Consider the following 20,959-nt stretch of genomic DNA (forward strand, 5'->3'; position numbering starts at 1 on the left):
TCAAAACACGAAGACTTGAACCTCGAAAATTAAAGGTATCGTGAAATATTTATCGTATCCGACAATCTATTGTTCTTAACAGCTTTCGATTCCGTTTTGCGGTGTGCGAGTACCTATTGCACTGACTAATTAGGGTAAAGTTAGCTACTTTTTCCAAGCTTTAATCTGGTTCCAAACATCCTCTAAACTTAGATATAACACAGGCACAACAATTAAACTCAACAGGGAAGAAGTGACTAAACCTCCCACAATTACCATCGCCATGGGTTGCCGTAATTCCGCACCAGTACCCAATCCCAAAGCGATCGGAATCATGCCTAAAATTGTCGAACAGGTGGTCATTAAAATCGGTCTTAACCTAATCATTCCCGTTTCTAAAACCGCTTCTTCCCGACTCCAACCCTGTTGACGCAATTGGTTAGTATAATCCAGCAATAACACAGCGTTCTTATCGAGTAATCCTAAGAGGAAGATAAACCCGATCAGAGAAATCATACTAAACTCACTACCCGTTACCAATAACCCCAACATTGCCCCCACAATCGCTAAAGGTAAACATAAAGCGATGACGATAGTTTCTAACAGTCTTCTGAATAATAACCATAAAACTCCTAACATTAAAATTGTCGCTAGGATTAAAGTACGACCAAAACTGCCCAAAACATCGCTACTTTGAGAAGAAGTACCCCAACGCTGTAAAGTTATCCCTTCCGGTAAAGGAATCGCTTCAATTTTAATCGCCGCATCTTCTAATCCTAAATCCGGACTGAGATTAGCACTGAGAAAAATCGCCTGTTGACCATTTAAACGCTCGATCGCCAAAAAATCCCCCCGCTCATTTAATCTAGATGATAGGGAAATATCCTTCAAACCGGCGATTTTAGCAGCCTCAACCCGCAATTTCTCGGCACTATCGCGCAATAGCTGCAAATTATCGCTTTTAATCGCAATTTGGATTGGCTTTTCCGCTTCCGTCTGCACAAAAGGAATGTCCTCGATACTGACATTCACCCCTCTAATTGGCGGTAAAATTTGCCGAATCCGTTGCTGCACGGCACTGGTGTGAGATTTACGATCGCCCTTCAGTGTAACGTGAATTTTGCCCCGATTCGGCTCACCGCGTAAACCGGCGATCATAAAAGTCGATTCCACTTCCCCATCCCGTAAAATCGGCGCTTCTAATTTGCTGCCATCGCGGATAGTGCGACGCAGGAGAAAACTTTCGGGAGAACTCGCTAACTGGGAAATCCAAGCGAAACTATCGCTAGAACTCTTAGCCGTCGGTTTATTCTTGCCCCCTTCGGCTTGGCTCAGGGCAAGCTGAGCTAGGCCGAAGGGAGGACTAATTTGCGTTATTTTCGGCAAAGGAGACGTATAAACCAGATTAAACTCGCCGCGATCGAGTCGGGGAATAAATCCCCTAGAAATAAAAGGAATTAGGGCAATACCCGCCAGAAAGGTAATTAGGGCAATAGCAATGACCAGCAAACGATGACGCAGTGACCAGTTTAAAAGCCTTCGATAGGCGTTCTCAATCGGTCGCTTTTGTTTCGTCATTTTTGCCTGTGACTGCGGTTTCAGCCAATATACTGCCAAAACGGGCGATAAAGTTCGGGCGATCAACAGAGAAAAAATCACCGCAGCCGAGACAGTTAAACCGAAGGGTTGGAAAAACTGTCCCACCGCACCCCCCATAAAAGCCACGGGTATAAACACGGCAACAATGGTTAAAGTGGAAGCAGTCACAGCTAATCCAATCTCCCTTGTCCCCTTGAGTGCCGCATTTTTCGGGGTTTCCCCCGCGTCGATTAAACGGGAAATATTCTCCACATCCACGATCGCATCATCCACGACAATGCCAATCACTAAAGCGAGAGCCAGCAGTGTCAGGGTTTCCAGATTAAACCCATAGATGGCCATGATAATGAAAGTCCCCAAAAGAGATAGGGGGATAACCAGAGCAGAAATGATTGTAGCGGCGAAACTGCCTAAAAATATCAATATAACCAGCACCGACAGCAAAACTGCCAAAAGTAAATCATCTATCGTGCCTTGTAGGGCAGCGCGAATGTATTCCGCTTGGGTTTCAGCTAAAATTATCTTGACATCGGGCAGTTTTTGTGCTATGTCTTTAACCAGTTTTTCTGCTTGAGCGGCCAGATCGAGACTATTGGCGGCACCTTTTTTGATTACCTGCACAGCGATCGCTTCTTGACCATTAAAGCGCACCAGCGTGGGTAATGGTCGGGTTAAACTTTTATAGGGATTATCTTCCCTAACTGTACCTTGACCGAGTAAATTAACTTTAGCCGTACCTGGGAGAGCTTTTAAGGGCGGAATTAAATTATCTTGGGCGATTTGGCTTAATTCTTCTAGAGTTTTCTGCTCACTCACCAGCGCATAGGTAACTGTTGCCGACTCATTTAAATCAACGGGGATAACTTCTGTGGTAGCTTGAGAGGGTAAAGGGACTTGCGAGATAGCCTGTTTAACTGCTGCGGTGGCCTTGTCTAAATTTGTGCCAATTTTAAAGAAAATGCTGATTACTGACTGTCCGGCGGAAGTAGTCGAGGAAATATCACGACGACCGGGGAGAGAGAAAAGAGGATTTTCTAGGGGTTTAGTTAATTGCTGTTCTGTGGTGATAGCAGTAGCTAAATCCGCTTGGGCGTTAATTATTACGACTGGAAAGCTGATATCGGGGAAAAGAGCGTATTTTAAGGAACTAAAAGCCAAAATTCCCGCCATGGCCACCGCTAACCAGAAGGCAATGGTTAACCTCGGTGCATTAATCGCTATTCGAGAGATATTCAGACGTTCTCGCCATGATTCTTTCATCTTTGTCTAATAACTGGGAAGTAGGGTGTGACCCTCCCCAACCCCCCCGACATCGGGGGGGCAGGTGGGGTGTGGGGTGTGGGGTGTAGGGTTTTAGGGTTTTAGGGTTTTAGTGGAAATTACTCTATCTCCCCATTACCCTATTCCCCCATTTTCCTATCCCCTTCTCACTGATAACTGATAACTGATAACTGACTCCTAACCCCATGGTAGATGTTGGATTTTTGCAGAAGTTCTATTTTCCGACAAATATAAGCAAAAATTATTTATTGACTGCAAAGACTTGACAATATTTAAATTAACATTTCGCAATATTTATAAATTCTTAAGAATTAATTGAGAAAGATTTTTATTTAACAACGACGTTATCATGGTTACAGCGATTTGATAAAATTTCATAGTGGGTCATTTTGTGCTTTTTTGGGCAGCAATGGTTGAAACCCTTGCCACACCTAGAAGGTGCTCCTAATTAAGACGGGTAAATCAGTCATTTTCACTTACAACGATGATCTTTTTTTTATGTAGTTTTATTGCAAAAAAAAAGTTTTTTTGACAAAAAGCACAAAGTATGATATGGGAGAGGGGAATTATGAATTATGAATTGGGGAGAGTGATTGCCTTTATTTAGAAAACGGGTTTCTTCGAGAAACCCGTTTTCTTGTAATAGTTGGGCTAAAACTGTTAGCAATAAACCTTTGCAGTTAGTGTAATGACTTCTTCTCTTTTGCCGTTCTTTCCTGCCGTTTACGATCTTTTGTTCGATTTTGCTCAATCTGATGGCTTTTAGGCAAATTTGGCAATCGCTGTAGGTTAAGGGGGTGAGGTCATAACAATCCGTTGCCAAAACCGACTTTTCAGAATACAATAGAGAAGAGTAGTCATTCATCGCTCAGATTAGTTAAGATGATATTACATGACTAATAATATTGACCATGATCGCTTATTTAAGGAGTTAATCTCCACCTTTTTTGTCGAATTTATCGAGTTATTTTTTCCTCAATTGATGGATTATTTAGATAGGGACTCGATTACTTTTTTAGACAAAGAAGTATTTACCGATGTCACGGAAGGAGAAAGGTATGAAAGCGATTTAGTCGCACAAGTTAGGTTTCGAGGAAAAGAATTTTTTTTCTGATTCATGTAGAGGCGCAGGAAAGTTCCCGCAAGTGGTTTAATCGGAGAATGTTTACTTATTTTGCTCGCTTTCATGAGAAATTTGTCTTACCGATTTATCCGATTGTAATTTTTTCTTATTCAAAGCCAAAAAGAGAAGCGATTAGTCAATATGTAGTCGATTTTCCAGATTTTAAGGTATTAGAATTTAACTATCAAGTAGTGCAGTTAAATCGATTAAATTGGCGAGATTTTCTCAATCAACCGAATCCAGTTGCTTCAGCTTTGATGGCGAAGATGAACATTGCCGAGAAAGAGCGAGCCAAGGTAAAAGCAGAATGTCTACGCTTGTTAATTACTTTAAGGTTAGATCCAGCGAGAATGCAATTAATTTCCGGATTTATTGATACATATCTCAATCTAAATCCAGTGGAAGAGAGACAATTTCAAGAAGAGATTAGCACATTTAGTCAACCCGTACAGGAGGGAGTTATGCAAATTACCACCAGTTGGATGCGTCAAGGTATTGAACTAGGTATTGAACGGGAAAAGACATTGATTCTTCGTCAACTTAAACGCAAGTTAGGGGAGATTAATCCTTCATTGGAAACTAAAATTATGGAGTTAAGTATTGATGATATAGAAGCATTAGCAGAAGCTTTATTCGATTTCTCTAAGGTTGAAGATTTAATCAATTGGTTAAATACTTTAACTGCCTAGTTTTGACGTTAGCGATCGCATCTTCGCCATGACAAGGGGTAAGATTGCTTCGGAGAGGGAATTTCAGTTAACAGTTAACAGTTAGAAGTGAGGTCTGCCAAAGGGAATTGACAGACCGCAAAACATAGGATAGCATTTGTATAATTCTTATCAAAATACGGAGAAAATATGACTCTAGTTATTTCCCAAGAAGTGATTAAAGCAAGTGGTTTATCAGAGGATGAACTGTTGAAGGAAATTGTTGTTATGTTATTCCAACAAGATAAGATTAGCTTAGGAAAAGCAAGTGAGTTATTAGGTATTAATCAAATCAAGTTTCAACGGCTGCTTTCTGAACGAGGAATTTGTATTCACTATGATGTTGCTGAGTTTCAGGAAGATATTAAGCATTTAAAAGAGAAAGGTTGGCTATGATTATTATTAGCGATACTTCTCCTCTCAGCAGTCTTGCTCTTGTTGGTTATCTGTCAATCTTAAAAGATATTTATACTAATGTTGTTATTCCCCAAGCAGTTGCTAATGAATTAGCCAATTTAACTGAGGAAGATATCCGCATTAAAGCGATAATTTCTCTGAACTGGATACAGGTTAAACAAGCCGCTAATTTGGAACTTGTGGCTTGTTTGAGCAATGAATATAATTTAGATCTTGGCGAAGCAGAAGCAATCGCTCTTGCCTTAGAATTAAAAGCAGATGAATTGTTAATTGATGAGCGTCTTGGACGGAGGGAGGCTGTGCGTTTGGGGCTGTCAATTACGGGGGTTCTAGGAGTTCTTTTAATCGCTAAAAATAGAGGATTGATTGCTAAGGTTCAACCCATAATCGATGCTCTAATACTCCAAGCAAATTTTCGCATCAGTCGTCAACTTTATCAGGAGGTTTTGCAAACGGCAAATGAATTAGATTAAGTTGTGATTTTAGAAAACGGGTTTCTTCGAGAAACTATTTAGAAAACCCGTTTTCTTTGAGAAACCCGTTTTCTGTAAATTTTTGTTATATCCCCCTTGAAAGATTGGGGATTGTTGGGCTAAAACTGTTAGCAATAAACCTTTGCTGTTACCGTCATGACTTCTACCCTTTTGCCGAGCCTTCCTGCTGTTGACGATGTTTTGTTCAATTTTGCTCAATCTGATGGCTTAAGTCAAGCTAATCAGGTGAATAGTGCGAGAAATCAGCGTTTAACCGCTACCGTAGTTTTCCTCGATGCTGGTGTTGCCGATTATCAAAGTCTCCAAGCTGGGGTAATTCCAGAAGTCGCCACCGTTATTCTCACTCCCAATCAAGACGGAATCGAACAAATATCCGCTTTTTTACCACAAAATCCCCAGATTACCACCATTCACCTCTATTATTAAATCGGTGCATTACGCTATCGCGCTTCACAGCCTACGAGTAAGCAAACAACTCAAATGAACCCAACAACCGCCAATTATGATGAACCCTGGAAAGAAGCATTAACCGAGTATTTTGGCTCTCTTGGATTTGGTGGGTAAAATGTATTCTAAGATACAGTCCTGCCGGCGAGGGAGTGGAAGGAACCATAGAGATACAGAGGACATAAAGATCGATCATTATGTAAGTTAAACTTATCACACAGAGCCTAGAAGAGCCGTATTTTGAGGCGTTTTTACATTTCTTCTTTCCTGAAGTTCACCAACTGATTGATTGGACAAAAACTCCCGAATCCCTAGAAAAAGAACTCAAACGGATTACCGCTTCAGCAAGGACAAAAAAACGTTTCGCTGACAAACTCTATTCAGTTATCAGTTACCAGTTATCAGTTATCAGTGACTAATTGGAAGCAAGTAGCAATCCCTTTGCTATAATAGTCATGGCACACCTGAAAACAAAAGCGACTACCGAGAAGCTGCCAGAACGGGAACAGTGGAAATGGAAGTTAATCAGAGGATTATATGAAAAGGAGTTCGAGAGGGAACAAATAATTAAATTATTTGAAATCATCGACACAATGATGACTCTATCAACTAAATTACAGGAAAGTTTAGAGAGTAAAATTAAACAATTTGAGGAGGAAAGAACCATGCCTTTAATGAGTAATATGGAGTTACGAGGAAGGAAAATTGGTGAGGAAATTGGGGAGTTACGAGGAATAGAACGCGGTAGGGAAATCGGTAAGGAAATTGGTAAGGAAATCGGTAAGGAAATTGGCGCGTTAGAAAAAAGCCGCGATGCCATAAAAACAGTTTTAACCGTGCGGTTTGGACAGATTTCTTCAGAAATTGAAGAGATAATCGGCAAAATGACTAACCCTACTATCTTAGAAGAGCTACTAAAATTAGCAGCTACTGCTCATTCTCTCGCAGAATTTAAGCAGTCTTTGGCAAAAATCAACATCTAGAAACCCGTTTTCTTTGAGAAACCCGTTTTCTGGTAATCAATGTTAATTTATGTTATAGTACCCTTGAAAAATTGGCGATTGTTTGCATAAAATAGTCGCAGTAAACCCTTCTGGTGAATATCATGAATTCTTCCCTGTTGCCGATTATTCCTGCTGTTGACGATATTTTGTTTAATTTCGCTCAATCTGATGATTTTTATGCTAATTTGGCAACTGCTTTTGGCACAAGTTATGATGTGGTTAAGACAACAGAATTACGAAATCAGTGGCAAAGTCGCAATTTCAGTCAACTTCCCCCAATTGAGGTACTCAGTGGCGAAGTTTTAGGGACAGCGAAGGGTGCTTATGCGGTTAGCACTAATAAAATTTATTTATCAGAGTCTTTTTTGAATGTTGCTGCCTCAGAATCGCTAGTTAAGGTAATTTTAGAGGAAATTGGGCATTATGTGGATGCTCAAATTAATCCGGTGGATAGCGCGGGAGATGAGGGTGAATATTTTGCTAAGGTGGTATTAAATCAACCGTTGACTGAAGCAGAAATTACCCGCTTAAAAACGGAAAATGACCAGGCTGTGGTGGTGATTGATGGACAATCAGTACAGATTGAACAGGCTATTACTTTAGTCGGGAGTTATAATACTTCTGGCTTGGCTTCGGATGTGCAAATAGTCGGTAACTATGCTTACGTAGCTGATTATTATTCAGGACTACAAATCATCGACATCAGCAACCCCGCTGCACCTACTCTTAAGGGTAATTATGACACTTCTGGCTATGCTCAGGATGTGCAAGTAGTCGGTAACTATGCTTATGTGGCTGATGATTGGTCAGGACTGCAAATCATCGACATCAGCAACCCTGTTGCACCTACTCTTAAGGGTAATTATGATACTTCTGGCTATGCTAATGATGTGCAAGTAGTCGGTAACTATGCTTACGTAGCTGATGAGGATTCAGGACTGCTAATCATCGACATCAGCAACCCCGCTGCACCTACTCTTAAGGGTAATTATGATACTTCTAGCTATGCTAATGATGTGCAAGTAGTCGGTAACTATGCTTACGTGGCTGATAGTGGTTCAGGACTGCTAATCATCGACATCAGCAACCCGACAAATCCCACCCTCAAGGGTAATTATGATACTTCTGGCTTTGCTCAGGATGTGCAAATAGTCGGTAACTATGCTTACGTAGCTGATTGGTATTCAGGACTGCAAATAATCGACATCAGCAACCCCGCAACACCTACTCTTAAGGGTCATTATGATACTTCTTATGCTTATGATGTGCAAGTAGTCGGTAACTATGCTTACGTAGCTGATGAGGATTCAGGACTGCTAATCATCGACATCAGCAACCCCGCTGCACCTACTCTTAAGGGTAATTATTATACTTCTGGCAATGCTCAGGATGTGCAAGTAGTCGGTAACTATGCTTACGTGGCTGGTGGTGTAGATGGCTTGCAGATTCTTGATGTTAGTGACTTTACTAACCCATCTACTTCGACTATTACCCTTGCTGTTTCTCCCACAAGTGTCACTGAAGACGGGACAACTAACTTAGTCTATACCTTCACTCGTTCTGGTGTAACAACAAATGCTTTAACCGTTAACTATACTCTTGGTGGGACAGCTACCCTTAATACCGACTACACTCGTACAGGGACTACCAATACAGTCACCTTCGCAGCCGGTTCATCCACTGCTACCGTAACCGTTGACCCCACTGCTGACACAACAGTTGAATCTGATGAAACTGTTGCTTTAACTCTCGCGACCGGGACAGGTTATACAGTAGGTACGACTACCGCAGTGACGGGAACAATTACCAATGATGATACCAGTATCACTCTTGCGGTTTCTCCCACAAGTGTGACAGAAGACGGTACAGCTAACTTAGTCTATACCTTCACCCGTAGTGGAGTAACCACTAATCCCTTAACTGTTAACTACACCATCGGTGGGACAGCTACCAACGGGACAGACTACACATCTATTCCCACCAGTGTCACCTTTGCTGCTAATTCAGCGACTGCGACTGTAACCGTTGACCCTACTGCTGACACTACAGTTGAATCTGATGAAACCGTTGCTTTAACTCTTGCGACCGGGACAGGTTATACAGTAGGTACGACTACCGCAGTGACGGGAACAATTACCAATGATGATACCAGTATCACTCTTGCGGTTTCTCCCACAAGTGTGACAGAAGACGGTACAGCTAACTTAGTCTATACCTTCACCCGTAGTGGAGTAACCACTAATCCCTTAACTGTTAACTACACCATCGGTGGGACAGCTACCAACGGGACAGACTACACATCTATTCCCACCAGTGTCACCTTTGCTGCTAATTCAGCGACTGCGACTGTAACAGTTGACCCCACTCCTGATACTACAGTTGAAAACAATGAAACCGTCGCTTTAACTCTTGCGACCGGGACAGGTTATACAGTAGGTACTCCTAATACAGCTACGGGAACAATTAATAATGATGATACCAGTGTCACTCTTGCTGTTTCTCCCAGTAGTGTGACAGAAGACGGGACAGCTAACTTAGTCTATACCTTCACCCGTTCTGGTGTAACAACAAATCCCTTAACTGTTAACTACACCATCGGTGGGACAGCTACCAACGGGACAGACTACACATCTATTCCCACCAGTGTCACCTTTGCTGCTAATTCAGCGACTGCGACTGTAATAGTTGACCCCACTCCTGATACTACAGTTGAAAACAATGAAACCGTCGCTTTAACTCTTGCGACCGGGACAGGTTATGCAGTAGGTACGACTACCGCAGTTACAGGGACTATTACTAATGATGATACGACTAATACGAATCAAGCACTTTCTTTTGATGGTGTCGATGATTATGTCACCAATGACAACCTTTTCCCTACTGTTAGTGGAACTTTCACAATGGAATTTTGGGTGAACCCCACCGCTACAAGGGATACTACTCCTGAAGAAAATTCAGGAATTTCGGGGGGAAGCGGTCAACGCTATGCAATTTTTCCTACACATGGAGAAGCGAGTAATCTTGGTTTCAACCATTTTGGTGCTGGTGTTTCTGTAGGAACGAATGGAATTAGTGTTTTTGAACATACGGCTTATTATTTACCATCCTTATTAGTTTATGACACTTCCCTATCGGATTGGAATCATGTAGCTATTGTTTATAGTAACAACACTCCTAGCCTTTATCTGAATGGACAGTTTATTAAAACAGGTCTAACAAGTACCGGAATTGTACATCCTAGTGTCGTCTCTTTAGGGGGTGGAGATACAGGTTACGGAACATTTCAAGGTTCATTAGATGAAGTTCGGATTTGGGATACTGCTCGTACTCAAACGCAAATCCAAAATAATTTATACTCTCAACTTAATGGCAATGAAGCCGGTTTAATTGGCCACTATAATTTTAATGAAAGCTCAGGAAACATTGCAGAAGATGGCACAATTAATAATAATGATGGTGAGATTGTCGGTCCGGTCCGAATTGATTCTAGTTTCACTCCTATCATCACCCTTGCTGTCTCTCCCAGTAGTGTGATAGAAGATGGGACAGCTAACTTAGTCTATACCTTCACCCGTAGTGGAGTAACCACTAATCCCTTAACTGTTAACTATACAATCGGAGGGACAGCTACTCTTAATACCGACTACACTCGTACAGGGACTACCAATACAGTCACCTTTGCTGCTAATTCAGCGACTGCGACTGTAACAGTTGACCCCACTCCTGATACTACAGTTGAATCTGATGAAACCGTCGCTTTAACTCTTGCGACCGGGACTGGTTATACAGTTGGGACAACTACCGCAGTGACGGGAACAATTACCAATGATGATGTCACCCTTCCTAGTATTACTCTTGCAGTTTCTCCCAGTAGTGTGACTGAAGATGGGACAGCTAACTTAGTCTATACCTTCACCCGTAGTGGAGTAACCACTAATCCCTTAACTGTTAATTACACAATCGGTGGGACAGCTACCAACGGGACAGACTACACATCTATTCCCACCAGTGTCACCTTTGCTGCTAATTCATCCACTGCTACTGTAACAATTGACCCCACTGCTGATACTACAGTTGAATCTGATGAAACCGTCGCTTTAACTCTTGCGACCGGGACTGGTTATACAGTTGGGACAACTACCGCAGTGACGGGAACAATTACCAATGATGATGTCACCCTTCCTAGTATTACTCTTGCAGTTTCTCCCAGTAGTGTGACAGAAGACGGGACAGCTAACTTAGTCTATACCTTCACCCGTAGTGGAGTAACCACTAATCCCTTAACCGTCAATTACACCCTCGGAGGGACAGCGACTCTCAATACCGACTACACTCGTACAGGGACTACCAATACAGTCACCTTTGCTGCTAATTCATCCACTGCTACCGTAACAATTGACCCCACTGCTGATACAACAGTTGAATCTGATGAAACCGTCATTTTAACTCTTGCGACCGGGACTGGTTATACAGTTGGGACAACTACCGCAGTGACGGGAACAATTACCAATGATGATGTCACCCTTCCTAGTATTACTCTTGCAGTTTCTCCCAGTAGTGTGACTGAAGATGGGACAGCTAACTTAGTCTATACCTTCACCCGTAGTGGAGTAACCACTAATCCCTTAACTGTTAATTACACAATCGGTGGGACAGCTACCAACGGGACAGACTACACATCTATTCCCACCAGTGTCACCTTTGCTGCTAATTCAGCGACTGCGACTGTAACCGTTGACCCTACTGCTGACACTACAGTTGAATCTGATGAAACCGTTGCTTTAACTCTTGCGTCTGGGACTGGTTATACAGTAGGTACGACTACCGCAGTGACGGGAACAATTACCAATGATGATACCAGTGTCACTCTTGCTGTTTCTCCCAGTAGTGTGACAGAAGACGGTACAGCTAACTTAGTCTATACCTTCACCCGTTCTGGTGTAACAACAAATGCTTTAACTGTCAATTACACCCTCGGGGGGACAGCTACCAACGGGACAGACTACACATCTATTCCCACCAGTGTCACCTTTGCTGCTAATTCAGCGACTGCGACTGTAACAGTTGACCCCACTGCTGACACTACAGTTGAATCTGATGAAACCGTTGCTTTAACTCTCGCGACTGGGACAGGTTATACAGTTGGGACAACTACTCCAGTGACGGGGACTATTAATAATGACGACTTTTCCCAACTCTCCATCAATAATATTACCGTGGTCGAAGGCTTAGATAATAATGCCATCCTCACCGTCACAGTTGATAACCCCAATCCGCAACCAATTACCTTCAATTATACCACTGCACCGATTAATGCTACCGCCGATGTAGATTACACTAGCAAAACCGGAACTATCACCATTGCTGCTAATACTTCCACCGCTACTATTAGCATTCCCATCTTAAATGATAACCTTAATGAGGCAAACGAAACTTTTGCCATTAACCTCAGTAATCCCATCAATGCAACTCTTACCAATAACAAGGGAATTGTCACCATCAGCGACACCTTAACCGCTAATGTCACAACTACCCTACCCGCTAATGTGGAAAATCTGACCCTAACAGGAAGCGCAAATATTAATGGAACTGGTAACAAATTAAATAACATTATCACCGGTAATAGTGGTAACAATATCCTTAATGGTGCAACAGGAATTGATACCCTCATCGGTGGTTTAGGGAATGATACTTATCAAATTGATACTACTACCGACACCATTACGGAAAATGCCAACCAAGGGACAGATACTGTTCAATCATCGGTTACTTATACCCTGGGTAATAACCTAGAAAACCTCACCCTCACTGGGACTACAAATATTAATGGAACTGGTAACACCTTAAATAACATTATCACCGGTAATAGTGGTAACAATATCCTTAATGGTGCAACAGGAATTGATACCCTCATCGGTGGTTTAGGGAATGATACTTATCAAATTGATACTACTACCGACACCATTACGGAAAATGCCAACCAAGGGACAGATACTGTTCAATCATCGGTTACTTATACCCTGGGTAATAACCTAGAAAACCTCACCCTCACTGGGACTACAAATATTAATGGAACTGGTAACACCTTAAATAACATTATCACCGGTAATAGTGGTAACAATATCCTTAATGGTGCAACAGGAATTGATACCCTCATCGGTGGTTTAGGGAATGATACTTATCAAATTGATACTACTACCGACACCATTACGGAAAATGCCAACCAAGGGACAGATACTGTTCAATCATCGGTTACTTATACCCTGGGTAATAACCTAGAAAACCTCACCCTAACTGGGACTACAAATATTAATGGGACAGGTAACACATTAAATAACATTATCACTGGTAATAGTGGTAACAATATCCTTAATGGTAGTGATGGGAATGATACCTTGATTGGTGGTACTGGAATTGATACCCTAACAGGGGGTGCAGGTGGCGATCAATTCACCTTCAACAACCGCAATGAAGGGATTGACACAATTACTGATTTCCTCTCCAGTCAGGGGGATAAAATTACTGTCTCTGCTGCGGGTTTTGGCGGTGGTTTAGCCGCAGGAGTTGCGATTACAGCCGCTCAATTTGTGTTAGGAACAACTGCATTAAATGCCAGCAATCGCTTAATTTATAATACAATCACTGGAGGACTATTCTTTGATGGGGACGGGACAGGTACACTAGCAGCCATTCAAATTGCAACTCTTAGTTCCAAACCCACTCTTACCGCCTCTGATATACTTGTATTAGTTTAATCTTAATACAGCTTGTCGGGTGCGTGTTTGCGGTTAAAAAGGTCTGTAAGCGTTTTCAACACCCTGGGAGAGGGGAAAGGGGGATTATGAATTATGAATTATGAATTGGGGAGAAGGGAGAGAAAAAGCTGATAACTGTTTACTGATCACTGATAACTGCTATTCGTACAAAATCTCATCAAAACAAGCTTCTCCCACACTGGATAAAGTTCTAGCGGCAGCTTTATCGGTTTTCGACTTCTGCACGAGGGCGCGGAATTGCTGTAGATTGTAACGAGCCTGGAATTTTTTAATCGTGCAGTCGCATAGATCCTTTGCCACATCAGCAGCTAATCCCTCCCCACGCGCTCTTTGTAAACATTCTTGACGATAACTGTCGAAAGTAGGGGCAGTATTAGAACTTTGGCTAAGGTAAACGGCATTATTAGCCTGTACTGGCAAGCATAAAGCCAATAAACCGATAAAAGTTAGTAAATATCTTTGATTTCCCATCATAATCGCTTTTTTAAGCCTAAAATCCCCCACTAGATTAGAGAACCGCTGCCTAAATTATAGATCGATCGCTTGACCCTTGGGTTCCACTCTTGGCAAACTGTCATCTGTTATGCTAAGATGAACAATGATTGATCGGCGCCATCGCCAAGTGGTAAGGCAGAGGTCTGCAAAACCTTTACCCCCAGTTCGAATCTGGGTGGCGCCTTGGCAAATATCGGCAGTTTTTTTTCTGATTGCCTTGACTAAATGAAGGTTTACCAAGGTTTTACTTGATAGGCTGCCACTAGATAGCGAAAAATATACTCGACTATCTCTAAATAATTCTCGGTAGTTTCTAGAGACTCACCCCACACCGTTACACCATGGTAGGAAATCAGTAAAGCGGGAATTTCTGGGGGGAAGGTTGACAATCTACTTTCTATTTCTGCGGCAATTTTCGGCACATCGAGATAGTTAGTAAAAACCGGCATAAATACTTGAGGATTTTCTACCCAAATACCTAAACCTTTCAACATTTCTAAGGGAGGTAAAGATAACTTGTCCTCGCGAGCAAAACGGGAAACTAAATTCGCTTCTACTGAGTGGACATGATAACAAGCTTGCGCTTGGGGAAAGAGACAATAAATCACCTGATGAATGCTAGTTTCTGCCGAAGGACGATTATCCCGATGAGCTAATTCCCTGACTTTTCCCGTCAGATCCACGCGCACAAAATCCTCTTCTGTGAGTTTACCTTTACTTTTGCCACTGGCAGTAATCCAAAAACTATGATCATCAACTTTAGCGGATAAATTACCCGCCGTGCCAAGCATCCAACCCAGTTGATAAAATCTTCGGGCAGCTGCCACTAGAGATAGACGAGGATCACTCATGATTTTTAGAGATATGGTGGATAGGCAGTAACTATTATAACAAGTTGAAGCCAGCAGACTACCCACTCCTCAGCATAGCGGGTTGAGGTAGTTTATTCCGGATAATCTCGCTCAAAACTAAACCCAAAGCAGAAGAGAGCGAGGAACCGGTGAGCAAAAAAGAAAATTTAACCGTGGCAATGTGTTGGGGATGTGTTAGGTTAAAGATAATTGCAGCTTTGATGAATCGAGGGTTGAGCCGTGAATAACAACTTTTTCCGCAGCTATTCTGTCAATGATTCTGGTTTGGGTTGTTTCTTATCTTTGATTTTAGTCGGATTGTTGTTAGGCTCGATCGGACTGGGTTGGTTAGTCAATAGTTTTTTAATTCTCGTGGCATTCTTGATATTTTCTCCTGTGATTGCTTGGGGGATTTTTCGCTGGTGGTTACGACGCAATTTAGTTGAAGATAGCTGTCCCGTCTGCAGCTACGAATTTACGGGTTTTAATCGCACGGAATGTCAATGTCCTAACTGTGGTGAACCGTTAAAAGTGGCAGGGGGTAAGTTTATTACTCTCACCCCTCCCGGTACGATCGATGTACAAGCGATCGAAGTGCCTACCGGACAGTTGGAAGATTAGGGTCAAACCATCACCATCTAGGCACGCGCACCAAGCTGAAAGCGGGGGTTCTGAATTTTAACAATAACAGCAGTCCCAGCAAGTGAATTGACCAATGAACGAGAACTAAGCCCCAAATAATTGCAAAAATCAAACTACTAACGGCAAGAGCTTTAAAAATATCATTATCGGTCTTTTGATACCAGAGAAGACTAAGGAAGGAAAGCAGTAGGAGTAGAAGGGGAAAAAGTGGGGAGAACATGGGGATCACCATTGGGTGAGGGGACTGTCTTCACATCCATAGCCTATCATTTTCCCTTTGCCGTTACGGGTAGCAGCGGTTACATTCTTCCCTATTTGTCATAAATCTTTAGAATCAAATTAAAAAGTTTACAAGCCAGTCTTTTAGCCTAAAGGTGGCGCGACAATCATCCTCATTGTAACGTAGAATAGCCGCCAATAAAGTCCGATCTCCTGTTTTTAACCACTGGTCATACCACCAAACGCATTGATCCCCGCTTACTCCTCGATCGCGCCATTGAAAACCAATCCAGTTAGCGAGGGATTTTAAAGAATAACTTTCCACGGGAAAAGTTACCGAGTTAACTACCTGATAGTGCAGATCAACACAGCGAGAAACTAACTGATTAATCAAAGAAGAAGGGGTTTTATAAAGATAACCTAATCGTTTAATTGTTTCTACTTCGTACTCAGAAAAGTGAAAAATAGGTGCTTGATAATCCTGTATGACTAAGGTTAAGAATTCCTGCCAAATTCTGCCTTCATCTTCCGGCTTTTCTGCCAAAAACGGATAAAATTGCTGGGTATTACCACGATAATCGACCCGTAAAATCCCCAAAAGATAATCCAAATTCTGTTCTGGTTCCGCTTCGATATCAAAATAAAATTCAATCTCGGCCTTCGGTAGGGGAGACAAATAAGCAGTTTTCCCGTTGCTTTTGCGAAAGGCCCGATTTTCAATAATTGCTTGGGCCTGTAATTGTAACTGATTAGCCACCTCTACCCCCATCCCCTCCCCCATACGGGTAGGACAGGTAAGAGCCAGAGATTCCATAGTGGAAACCCCCAAAGACTGTAAAAATTGGTAACGACTGGGAGTCACCCCTGGAACTAAAGAAAGATGTTGACTCGCTTGGGCGATACTATAACAGTGACTATACCAATGACATAAACTACAACGCTGACGGGAGATAAAAACTTCTGGTTCTTGGTGATTAATCACCATTTCGCCGAACTTTTTGATTATTTCCTCTAGTTTAGTTAACCAGAGATTCAATTCCACTCGATAGCGATTATGACGACGTAGGACAATTTCCGCGTAATTGGGAAAAACTCCCTGCATACCAGCCAATAAATAGGCGTAAAAAGTAGCCAGCATCTTATATTCAGGCTTAGGACGGCGACCGAGTTGAATATTGAGGGGATAATAAACCCAATCACCAAATTTTGACTTTCCTGCCTGTTTAATTAATAAATGCGGGGAACCGGTTAAAGAGACGGGATAGCCAGATTGTAAGAGGACTCCGTGATAAATACAGGATACCCCCTGACCCATCAAAGCTTCCGTTTCCCTGGCGGCGGCTAAAATATCAGTGCTGGGGGTAGTCAGGGAACAATAATCGGGATAGGAGTCTTGCAGGACTTTTTTAACGTGACTTTGACTCTCCTGGCGCAATTTAAGCAAAAAATCTCGCTCAGGGTCTTTTTCTTGGCTATTGCCGTAGAGATTTAAAAACCCACGGCGTTGACAACGTTGGTAGTCTAGAAGTAGATCATCGGTCAGTAGCATTCTATCAAGGAGAAAAGTTGAGCTTTCCTAGACCAGTGAGGTGAAAAATAATAAACTAAAAAAAGGAAACATTTCCAAGTGTGTTTCCTCTACTTTAATACTATTGTGACAATTGCGACTTAATCCGTCGATAGAATTCAGCTGTCAGTCTTGAATCAGTGATCAGTGCATCTCGTTTTTGCAGAAATAGCGACGATCAGCAACTATCACAGATAAACTGTACTAAATTTAAACTGCGTATTGAAAATTTTAGTACAAACGCTCGAATGACTTCTCCCTGCTCCCCTGCAATCTGAACGATTAATTTAGATAGTCAACAGCTTATTTGATCAAGAGGTGAGTAATCACCAGCAGGAGTGAGAGAATCAAGATAAGGATTATCGTGAAAGACAATGCTAAACAACAAATATCTCAAGCAGTGGTCGTGCATGGTTTCAGGCCATCTACCTGATTTGTCAATACCGCAAGCTATCGGATTGGCCACTGGGAGTTTTGGCCTGGTCATGACCAAATCAAGCAGCCTGACTCAGGTTCTGATAACTCATAACTGATAGCTGATCAATGATAAATGATGACTGAACCGATTTTAAGAGTGGTTTTAATTAATCCGCAAATTCCGCCAAATACGGGGAATATTGCCCGTACTTGCGCCGCAACTAAGACAGAATTGCATTTAGTTGGTCCCTTGGGTTTTGAAATTAGCGATCGCTATCTCAAGCGCGCCGGCCTAGACTACTGGCCTTATGTAAAACTTGTGTACTACTTGACAATTGATGACTTCTGTGCATATCAAAAAAAGAGCGGGGGACGAGCGATCGGGTTTACTGTGCGCGGCAGCAGTAGTTATCTGGAATACACCTACCAAAGCGGAGATTGGCTACTTTTTGGCAGTGAAACCGACGGTATTCCAGCAGATTTATTAGATCAATGTGATCATACGGTTTATATTCCCATGGCAGAACCGGGAGTGAGAAGTTTAAATCTTTCCGTTAGTGTGGCCATCGGATTATTCGAGGCCAGACGACAATTGGGATTTATTCATTAGTGGGACATTTTGCTACATAAACAGAGCAAATAGACCAAATTGACCAAAAAATTACCTAAAATACTTTAATCTAGCTTATTTTTGCCTAAAAATAACTATAACTTTTTTTTGCCCGTGTCAGAAAAATAGAGATGACTGTCAATCTTGTCCGTAATAACAGCAAGAAATTATGTGTATTATCTTGGCGCAAATTAATTGTTGCTCCTTTCCAATCACATAATCTATTGAAAATAAAAAGGCAAGATCAGTCTCATGAATATCTTAGACCTTTCTTCCAAGACTTTCCGCCATCTACAGCTTTTTAATCGGCAAAAATCCACCTCTGGCTTAACTCAAGTCGAGATGTTAGTTACCATCATTTTATTAGGAATTCTCTTAACCATTGCCCTTTCTGTTTATCATCGTTTAATGGCTTGGATTCGCTTAAATATCGCCACCTTTGAAATATCGCAACAGTGGAAAACTACCCGTTATCAAGCCACGGGAGGAGGTTCTCACCCCCTATCTTTGTGCATGGCAGAAAGTGAAAACCAACAGATTCAAGTGGCACAAGTGCAAGGGAACCAGTGTGAAAATGTCACGGATTGGACTCCCATTACTCGCGGTGTTAGCATCGATACTGCTAATTCGACCCTACGCCGAGTTAGCGGACCGGCCGGCAATCAAGGTACAATTTATCGCGCCAGTTGGGCCGATACAAGGAGGGGTTTAGGGGGTTCTTGGGGACAGTTAGGCAGAATTACTTTAGTTGCTTCCGGCGCACCCGACAAACGCTGTTTATTTTTATTCCGCGTTGATGGTAGTTGGGATATTCGCCAAGATAATAGATGTGTACGTTAAAATAGTGATAAAATAGGACGATAGGAGCTTTGTCCCTTGATAGTATTGATAAATATAAGATGCAGCCAATGTCCCTCGGGAAAACGCAGTTAAATGATTGGATGGCGACCTAAAAACATGAGTGAATTAACTATTCGTCCAGCTAAAATTAGTGGTGTCATCCCAGATTCGATCGCCGCCGAGGTGGGTTTTGAAATTGGGGATGAACTCGTCTCTATCAATGGTAATCGTCCCCGGGACTTAATCGATTATCAATTTTTATGTGCCGATGAATTTTTAACTCTGGAAGTGCTTGATAATCAGGGCAAAACTCACCAAGTAAAAATCGAAAAAGATTATCATGAAGACTTGGGTTTAGAGTTTGAAACTGCTCTTTTTGATAGCTTAATTCAGTGTAATAATAAATGCCCTTTTTGTTTTATTGATCAACAACCAGAGGGCAAAAGAGAAACTTTATATCACAAAGATGATGACTATCGCTTAAGTTTTCTTTATGGCAGTTATTTAACCTTAACTAATCTTACTTCAAAAGAATGGCAGCGGATCGAAAAGATGCACATATCACCGCTTTTTGTGTCCGTTCATGCCACGGAACCCGATCTGAGAATTCGTCTCCTCAAAAATTCCCGCGCTGGTCAAATTTTAGACCATTTAAAATGGTTACAGGCTAGACAATTACAAATTCATGCTCAAGTGGTAGTTTGTCCCCATATTAATGATGGAATTCATCTCGAAAGAACCCTGTTAGATTTGGTTTCTTTTCATCGGGGAGATATTCCCTGTGTGGAGTCGGTTGCCGTGGTTCCCGTGGGATTAACCCGCTTTCGTCCCCAAGAAGATGAATTAATTCCCGTTAGCCAAGAAAAAGCGCAAGAAGTGATTGAACAAGTCCAAACTTTGCAAAAACAATTTCGTCAAGAATTTGGCAGTAATGTGGTATGGTTAGCCGATGAATGGTTTTTAATTGCCCGAGTCGATTTACCACCTCAATCTCACTACGAAGACTATCCCCAAATCGGTAATGGAGTTGGCTCAATTCGTCAATTTATTAGGGATTTCCAAAAGACAGCCAAGAAGTTATTACCTGCTCAAATTACTCCCTCTAGACGGTTGACATGGGTAGTGGGAAATGCGGTAGAACAGGCTTTTCAACCCTTAGTTAAACAGTTAAATAAGGTGCGGGGTTTAACTGTGGAATTAGTGGCTTTAAATAGTGATTATTGGGGGCAGGAAATCACGGTTACGGGTTTATTAACCGGGCAAGATCTTCTCAAGGGATTAGAAGGTAAAAATCTTGGGGATGGGGTTTTATTACCCTCCCTCATGCTCAAGCATGGGGAAGCGGTATTTTTAGATGATCTAACCTTAGAAACTGTTATTAATCAGTTAGGAGTCTCTATTTATCCAGTCCTGGGAGTAGAGGAATTAGTTAAAACTTGTCTTACTCTCGATCCCTTGAACAAATCCTAATTTTTCCCAATCCTTTTACTG

Annotated in this window: 15 protein-coding genes, 1 tRNA gene and 1 pseudogene; 12 read left to right on the top strand and 5 right to left on the bottom strand. The window is 41.9% G+C overall.

What is annotated here, in order from left to right; translation table 11 throughout:
* Positions 1-144: 144 nt before the first annotated feature.
* A complete protein-coding gene (locus ACE3JL_RS08185) occupies positions 145-2,838 on the bottom strand; it encodes an efflux RND transporter permease subunit (protein WP_375329241.1) in 2,694 nt (897 codons plus the stop codon).
* Positions 2,839-3,751: 913 nt separating this feature from the next.
* Here ACE3JL_RS08185 and ACE3JL_RS08190 point away from each other — a divergent pair.
* The 7 genes and pseudogenes from ACE3JL_RS08190 (at position 3,752) to ACE3JL_RS08220 (ending at position 13,806) form a co-directional block, all read left to right on the top strand.
* Positions 3,752-4,671 (top strand): annotated as a pseudogene (locus ACE3JL_RS08190) (Rpn family recombination-promoting nuclease/putative transposase).
* Positions 4,672-4,839: 168 nt separating this feature from the next.
* Entirely contained in the window at positions 4,840-5,085 is a 246-nt protein-coding gene (locus ACE3JL_RS08195; protein ID WP_002770627.1) for a UPF0175 family protein, read from the top strand.
* Positions 5,082-5,579: a DUF3368 domain-containing protein gene (locus tag ACE3JL_RS08200; RefSeq protein WP_375329242.1), complete on the top strand. Its 498-nt coding sequence runs from the start codon at positions 5,082-5,084 to the stop codon at positions 5,577-5,579. The genes ACE3JL_RS08195 and ACE3JL_RS08200 overlap by 4 nt, the downstream gene beginning before the upstream one ends.
* Before the next feature lie 156 nt (positions 5,580-5,735).
* Entirely contained in the window at positions 5,736-6,026 is a 291-nt protein-coding gene (locus ACE3JL_RS08205) for a DUF4347 domain-containing protein (protein WP_288140838.1), read from the top strand.
* 233 nt (positions 6,027-6,259) lie between these two features.
* Positions 6,260-6,466 carry a hypothetical protein gene (locus ACE3JL_RS08210; protein ID WP_375329596.1) on the top strand — a complete coding sequence of 69 codons (207 nt, stop codon included), beginning with the start codon at positions 6,260-6,262 and terminating at the stop codon, positions 6,464-6,466.
* 36 nt (positions 6,467-6,502) lie between these two features.
* A complete protein-coding gene (locus tag ACE3JL_RS08215; protein WP_375329243.1) occupies positions 6,503-7,030 on the top strand; it encodes a hypothetical protein in 528 nt (175 codons plus the stop codon).
* Positions 7,031-7,152: 122 nt separating this feature from the next.
* Positions 7,153-13,806 (top strand): Calx-beta domain-containing protein, encoded by a 6,654-nt coding sequence (locus ACE3JL_RS08220; protein ID WP_375329244.1) that lies wholly within the window; start codon positions 7,153-7,155, stop codon positions 13,804-13,806.
* Between the two features lie 159 nt (positions 13,807-13,965).
* Here the strand turns inward: ACE3JL_RS08220 and ACE3JL_RS08225 are convergent, their stop codons facing one another.
* Positions 13,966-14,301, bottom strand: a complete 336-nt coding sequence (locus ACE3JL_RS08225; protein ID WP_375329245.1) for a hypothetical protein — start codon at positions 14,299-14,301, stop codon at positions 13,966-13,968.
* 134 nt (positions 14,302-14,435) lie between these two features.
* On the opposite strand from ACE3JL_RS08225, the gene ACE3JL_RS08230 reads away from it, so the two are divergent.
* A tRNA-Cys gene (locus ACE3JL_RS08230) sits at positions 14,436-14,506 on the top strand.
* 49 nt (positions 14,507-14,555) lie between these two features.
* Here the strand turns inward: ACE3JL_RS08230 and mtnB are convergent.
* On the bottom strand, positions 14,556-15,173 hold the full coding sequence (mtnB, locus tag ACE3JL_RS08235; protein WP_375329246.1) for a methylthioribulose 1-phosphate dehydratase: 618 nt from the start codon (positions 15,171-15,173) through the stop codon (positions 14,556-14,558).
* A gap of 240 nt (positions 15,174-15,413) precedes the next feature.
* Here mtnB and ACE3JL_RS08240 point away from each other — a divergent pair, with 240 nt between their 5' ends.
* A complete protein-coding gene (locus ACE3JL_RS08240) occupies positions 15,414-15,794 on the top strand; it encodes a hypothetical protein (protein WP_271990470.1) in 381 nt (126 codons plus the stop codon).
* A 10-nt stretch (positions 15,795-15,804) separates the two neighbouring features.
* Here the strand turns inward: ACE3JL_RS08240 and ACE3JL_RS08245 are convergent, their stop codons facing one another.
* Together ACE3JL_RS08245 and ACE3JL_RS08250 are read right to left on the bottom strand one after the other, a co-directional pair.
* The gene (locus tag ACE3JL_RS08245) at positions 15,805-16,047 is read right to left on the bottom strand and encodes a hypothetical protein (RefSeq protein WP_002738501.1); all 243 of its coding nucleotides are present in this window, start codon (positions 16,045-16,047) and stop codon (positions 15,805-15,807) included.
* Between the two features lie 102 nt (positions 16,048-16,149).
* Complete coding sequence (locus ACE3JL_RS08250; RefSeq protein WP_271990468.1) at positions 16,150-17,583, bottom strand: TM0106 family RecB-like putative nuclease; 1,434 nt, start codon at positions 17,581-17,583, stop codon at positions 16,150-16,152.
* Positions 17,584-18,154: 571 nt separating this feature from the next.
* On the opposite strand from ACE3JL_RS08250, the gene ACE3JL_RS08255 reads away from it, so the two are divergent.
* From ACE3JL_RS08255 to ACE3JL_RS08265, 3 genes are all read left to right on the top strand, one after another.
* On the top strand, positions 18,155-18,628 hold the full coding sequence (locus ACE3JL_RS08255; RefSeq protein ID WP_375329597.1) for a tRNA (cytidine(34)-2'-O)-methyltransferase: 474 nt from the start codon (positions 18,155-18,157) through the stop codon (positions 18,626-18,628).
* A gap of 252 nt (positions 18,629-18,880) precedes the next feature.
* Positions 18,881-19,468 (top strand): prepilin-type cleavage/methylation domain-containing protein, encoded by a 588-nt coding sequence (locus ACE3JL_RS08260; RefSeq protein WP_375329247.1) that lies wholly within the window; start codon positions 18,881-18,883, stop codon positions 19,466-19,468.
* Between the two features lie 117 nt (positions 19,469-19,585).
* Positions 19,586-20,938, top strand: a complete 1,353-nt coding sequence (locus ACE3JL_RS08265; protein WP_375329598.1) for a TIGR03279 family radical SAM protein — start codon at positions 19,586-19,588, stop codon at positions 20,936-20,938.
* Positions 20,939-20,959 lie beyond the last annotated feature (21 nt).

Source organism: Microcystis sp. BLCC-F210, from assembly GCF_042134685.1.
Taxonomy (GTDB): domain Bacteria; phylum Cyanobacteriota; class Cyanobacteriia; order Cyanobacteriales; family Microcystaceae; genus Microcystis; species Microcystis aeruginosa_D.

What these genes read in the sequence shown, in the direction of transcription:
- ACE3JL_RS08250 (WP_271990468.1), bottom strand. Translation starts at nt 17,583, where the DNA reads ATGCTACTGACCGATGATCTACTTCTAGACTACCAACGTTGTCAACGC.
- ACE3JL_RS08185 (WP_375329241.1), bottom strand. Translation starts at nt 2,838, where the DNA reads ATGAAAGAATCATGGCGAGAACGTCTGAATATCTCTCGAATAGCGATT.
- ACE3JL_RS08215 (WP_375329243.1), top strand. Translation starts at nt 6,503, where the DNA reads ATGGCACACCTGAAAACAAAAGCGACTACCGAGAAGCTGCCAGAACGG.
- ACE3JL_RS08245 (WP_002738501.1), bottom strand. Translation starts at nt 16,047, where the DNA reads ATGGTGATCCCCATGTTCTCCCCACTTTTTCCCCTTCTACTCCTACTG.
- ACE3JL_RS08260 (WP_375329247.1), top strand. Translation starts at nt 18,881, where the DNA reads ATGAATATCTTAGACCTTTCTTCCAAGACTTTCCGCCATCTACAGCTT.
- ACE3JL_RS08200 (WP_375329242.1), top strand. Translation starts at nt 5,082, where the DNA reads ATGATTATTATTAGCGATACTTCTCCTCTCAGCAGTCTTGCTCTTGTT.
- ACE3JL_RS08265 (WP_375329598.1), top strand. Translation starts at nt 19,586, where the DNA reads ATGAGTGAATTAACTATTCGTCCAGCTAAAATTAGTGGTGTCATCCCA.
- ACE3JL_RS08205 (WP_288140838.1), top strand. Translation starts at nt 5,736, where the DNA reads ATGACTTCTACCCTTTTGCCGAGCCTTCCTGCTGTTGACGATGTTTTG.
- ACE3JL_RS08225 (WP_375329245.1), bottom strand. Translation starts at nt 14,301, where the DNA reads ATGATGGGAAATCAAAGATATTTACTAACTTTTATCGGTTTATTGGCT.
- ACE3JL_RS08255 (WP_375329597.1), top strand. Translation starts at nt 18,155, where the DNA reads ATGACTGAACCGATTTTAAGAGTGGTTTTAATTAATCCGCAAATTCCG.
- ACE3JL_RS08195 (WP_002770627.1), top strand. Translation starts at nt 4,840, where the DNA reads ATGACTCTAGTTATTTCCCAAGAAGTGATTAAAGCAAGTGGTTTATCA.
- ACE3JL_RS08220 (WP_375329244.1), top strand. Translation starts at nt 7,153, where the DNA reads ATGAATTCTTCCCTGTTGCCGATTATTCCTGCTGTTGACGATATTTTG.
- mtnB (WP_375329246.1), bottom strand. Translation starts at nt 15,173, where the DNA reads ATGAGTGATCCTCGTCTATCTCTAGTGGCAGCTGCCCGAAGATTTTAT.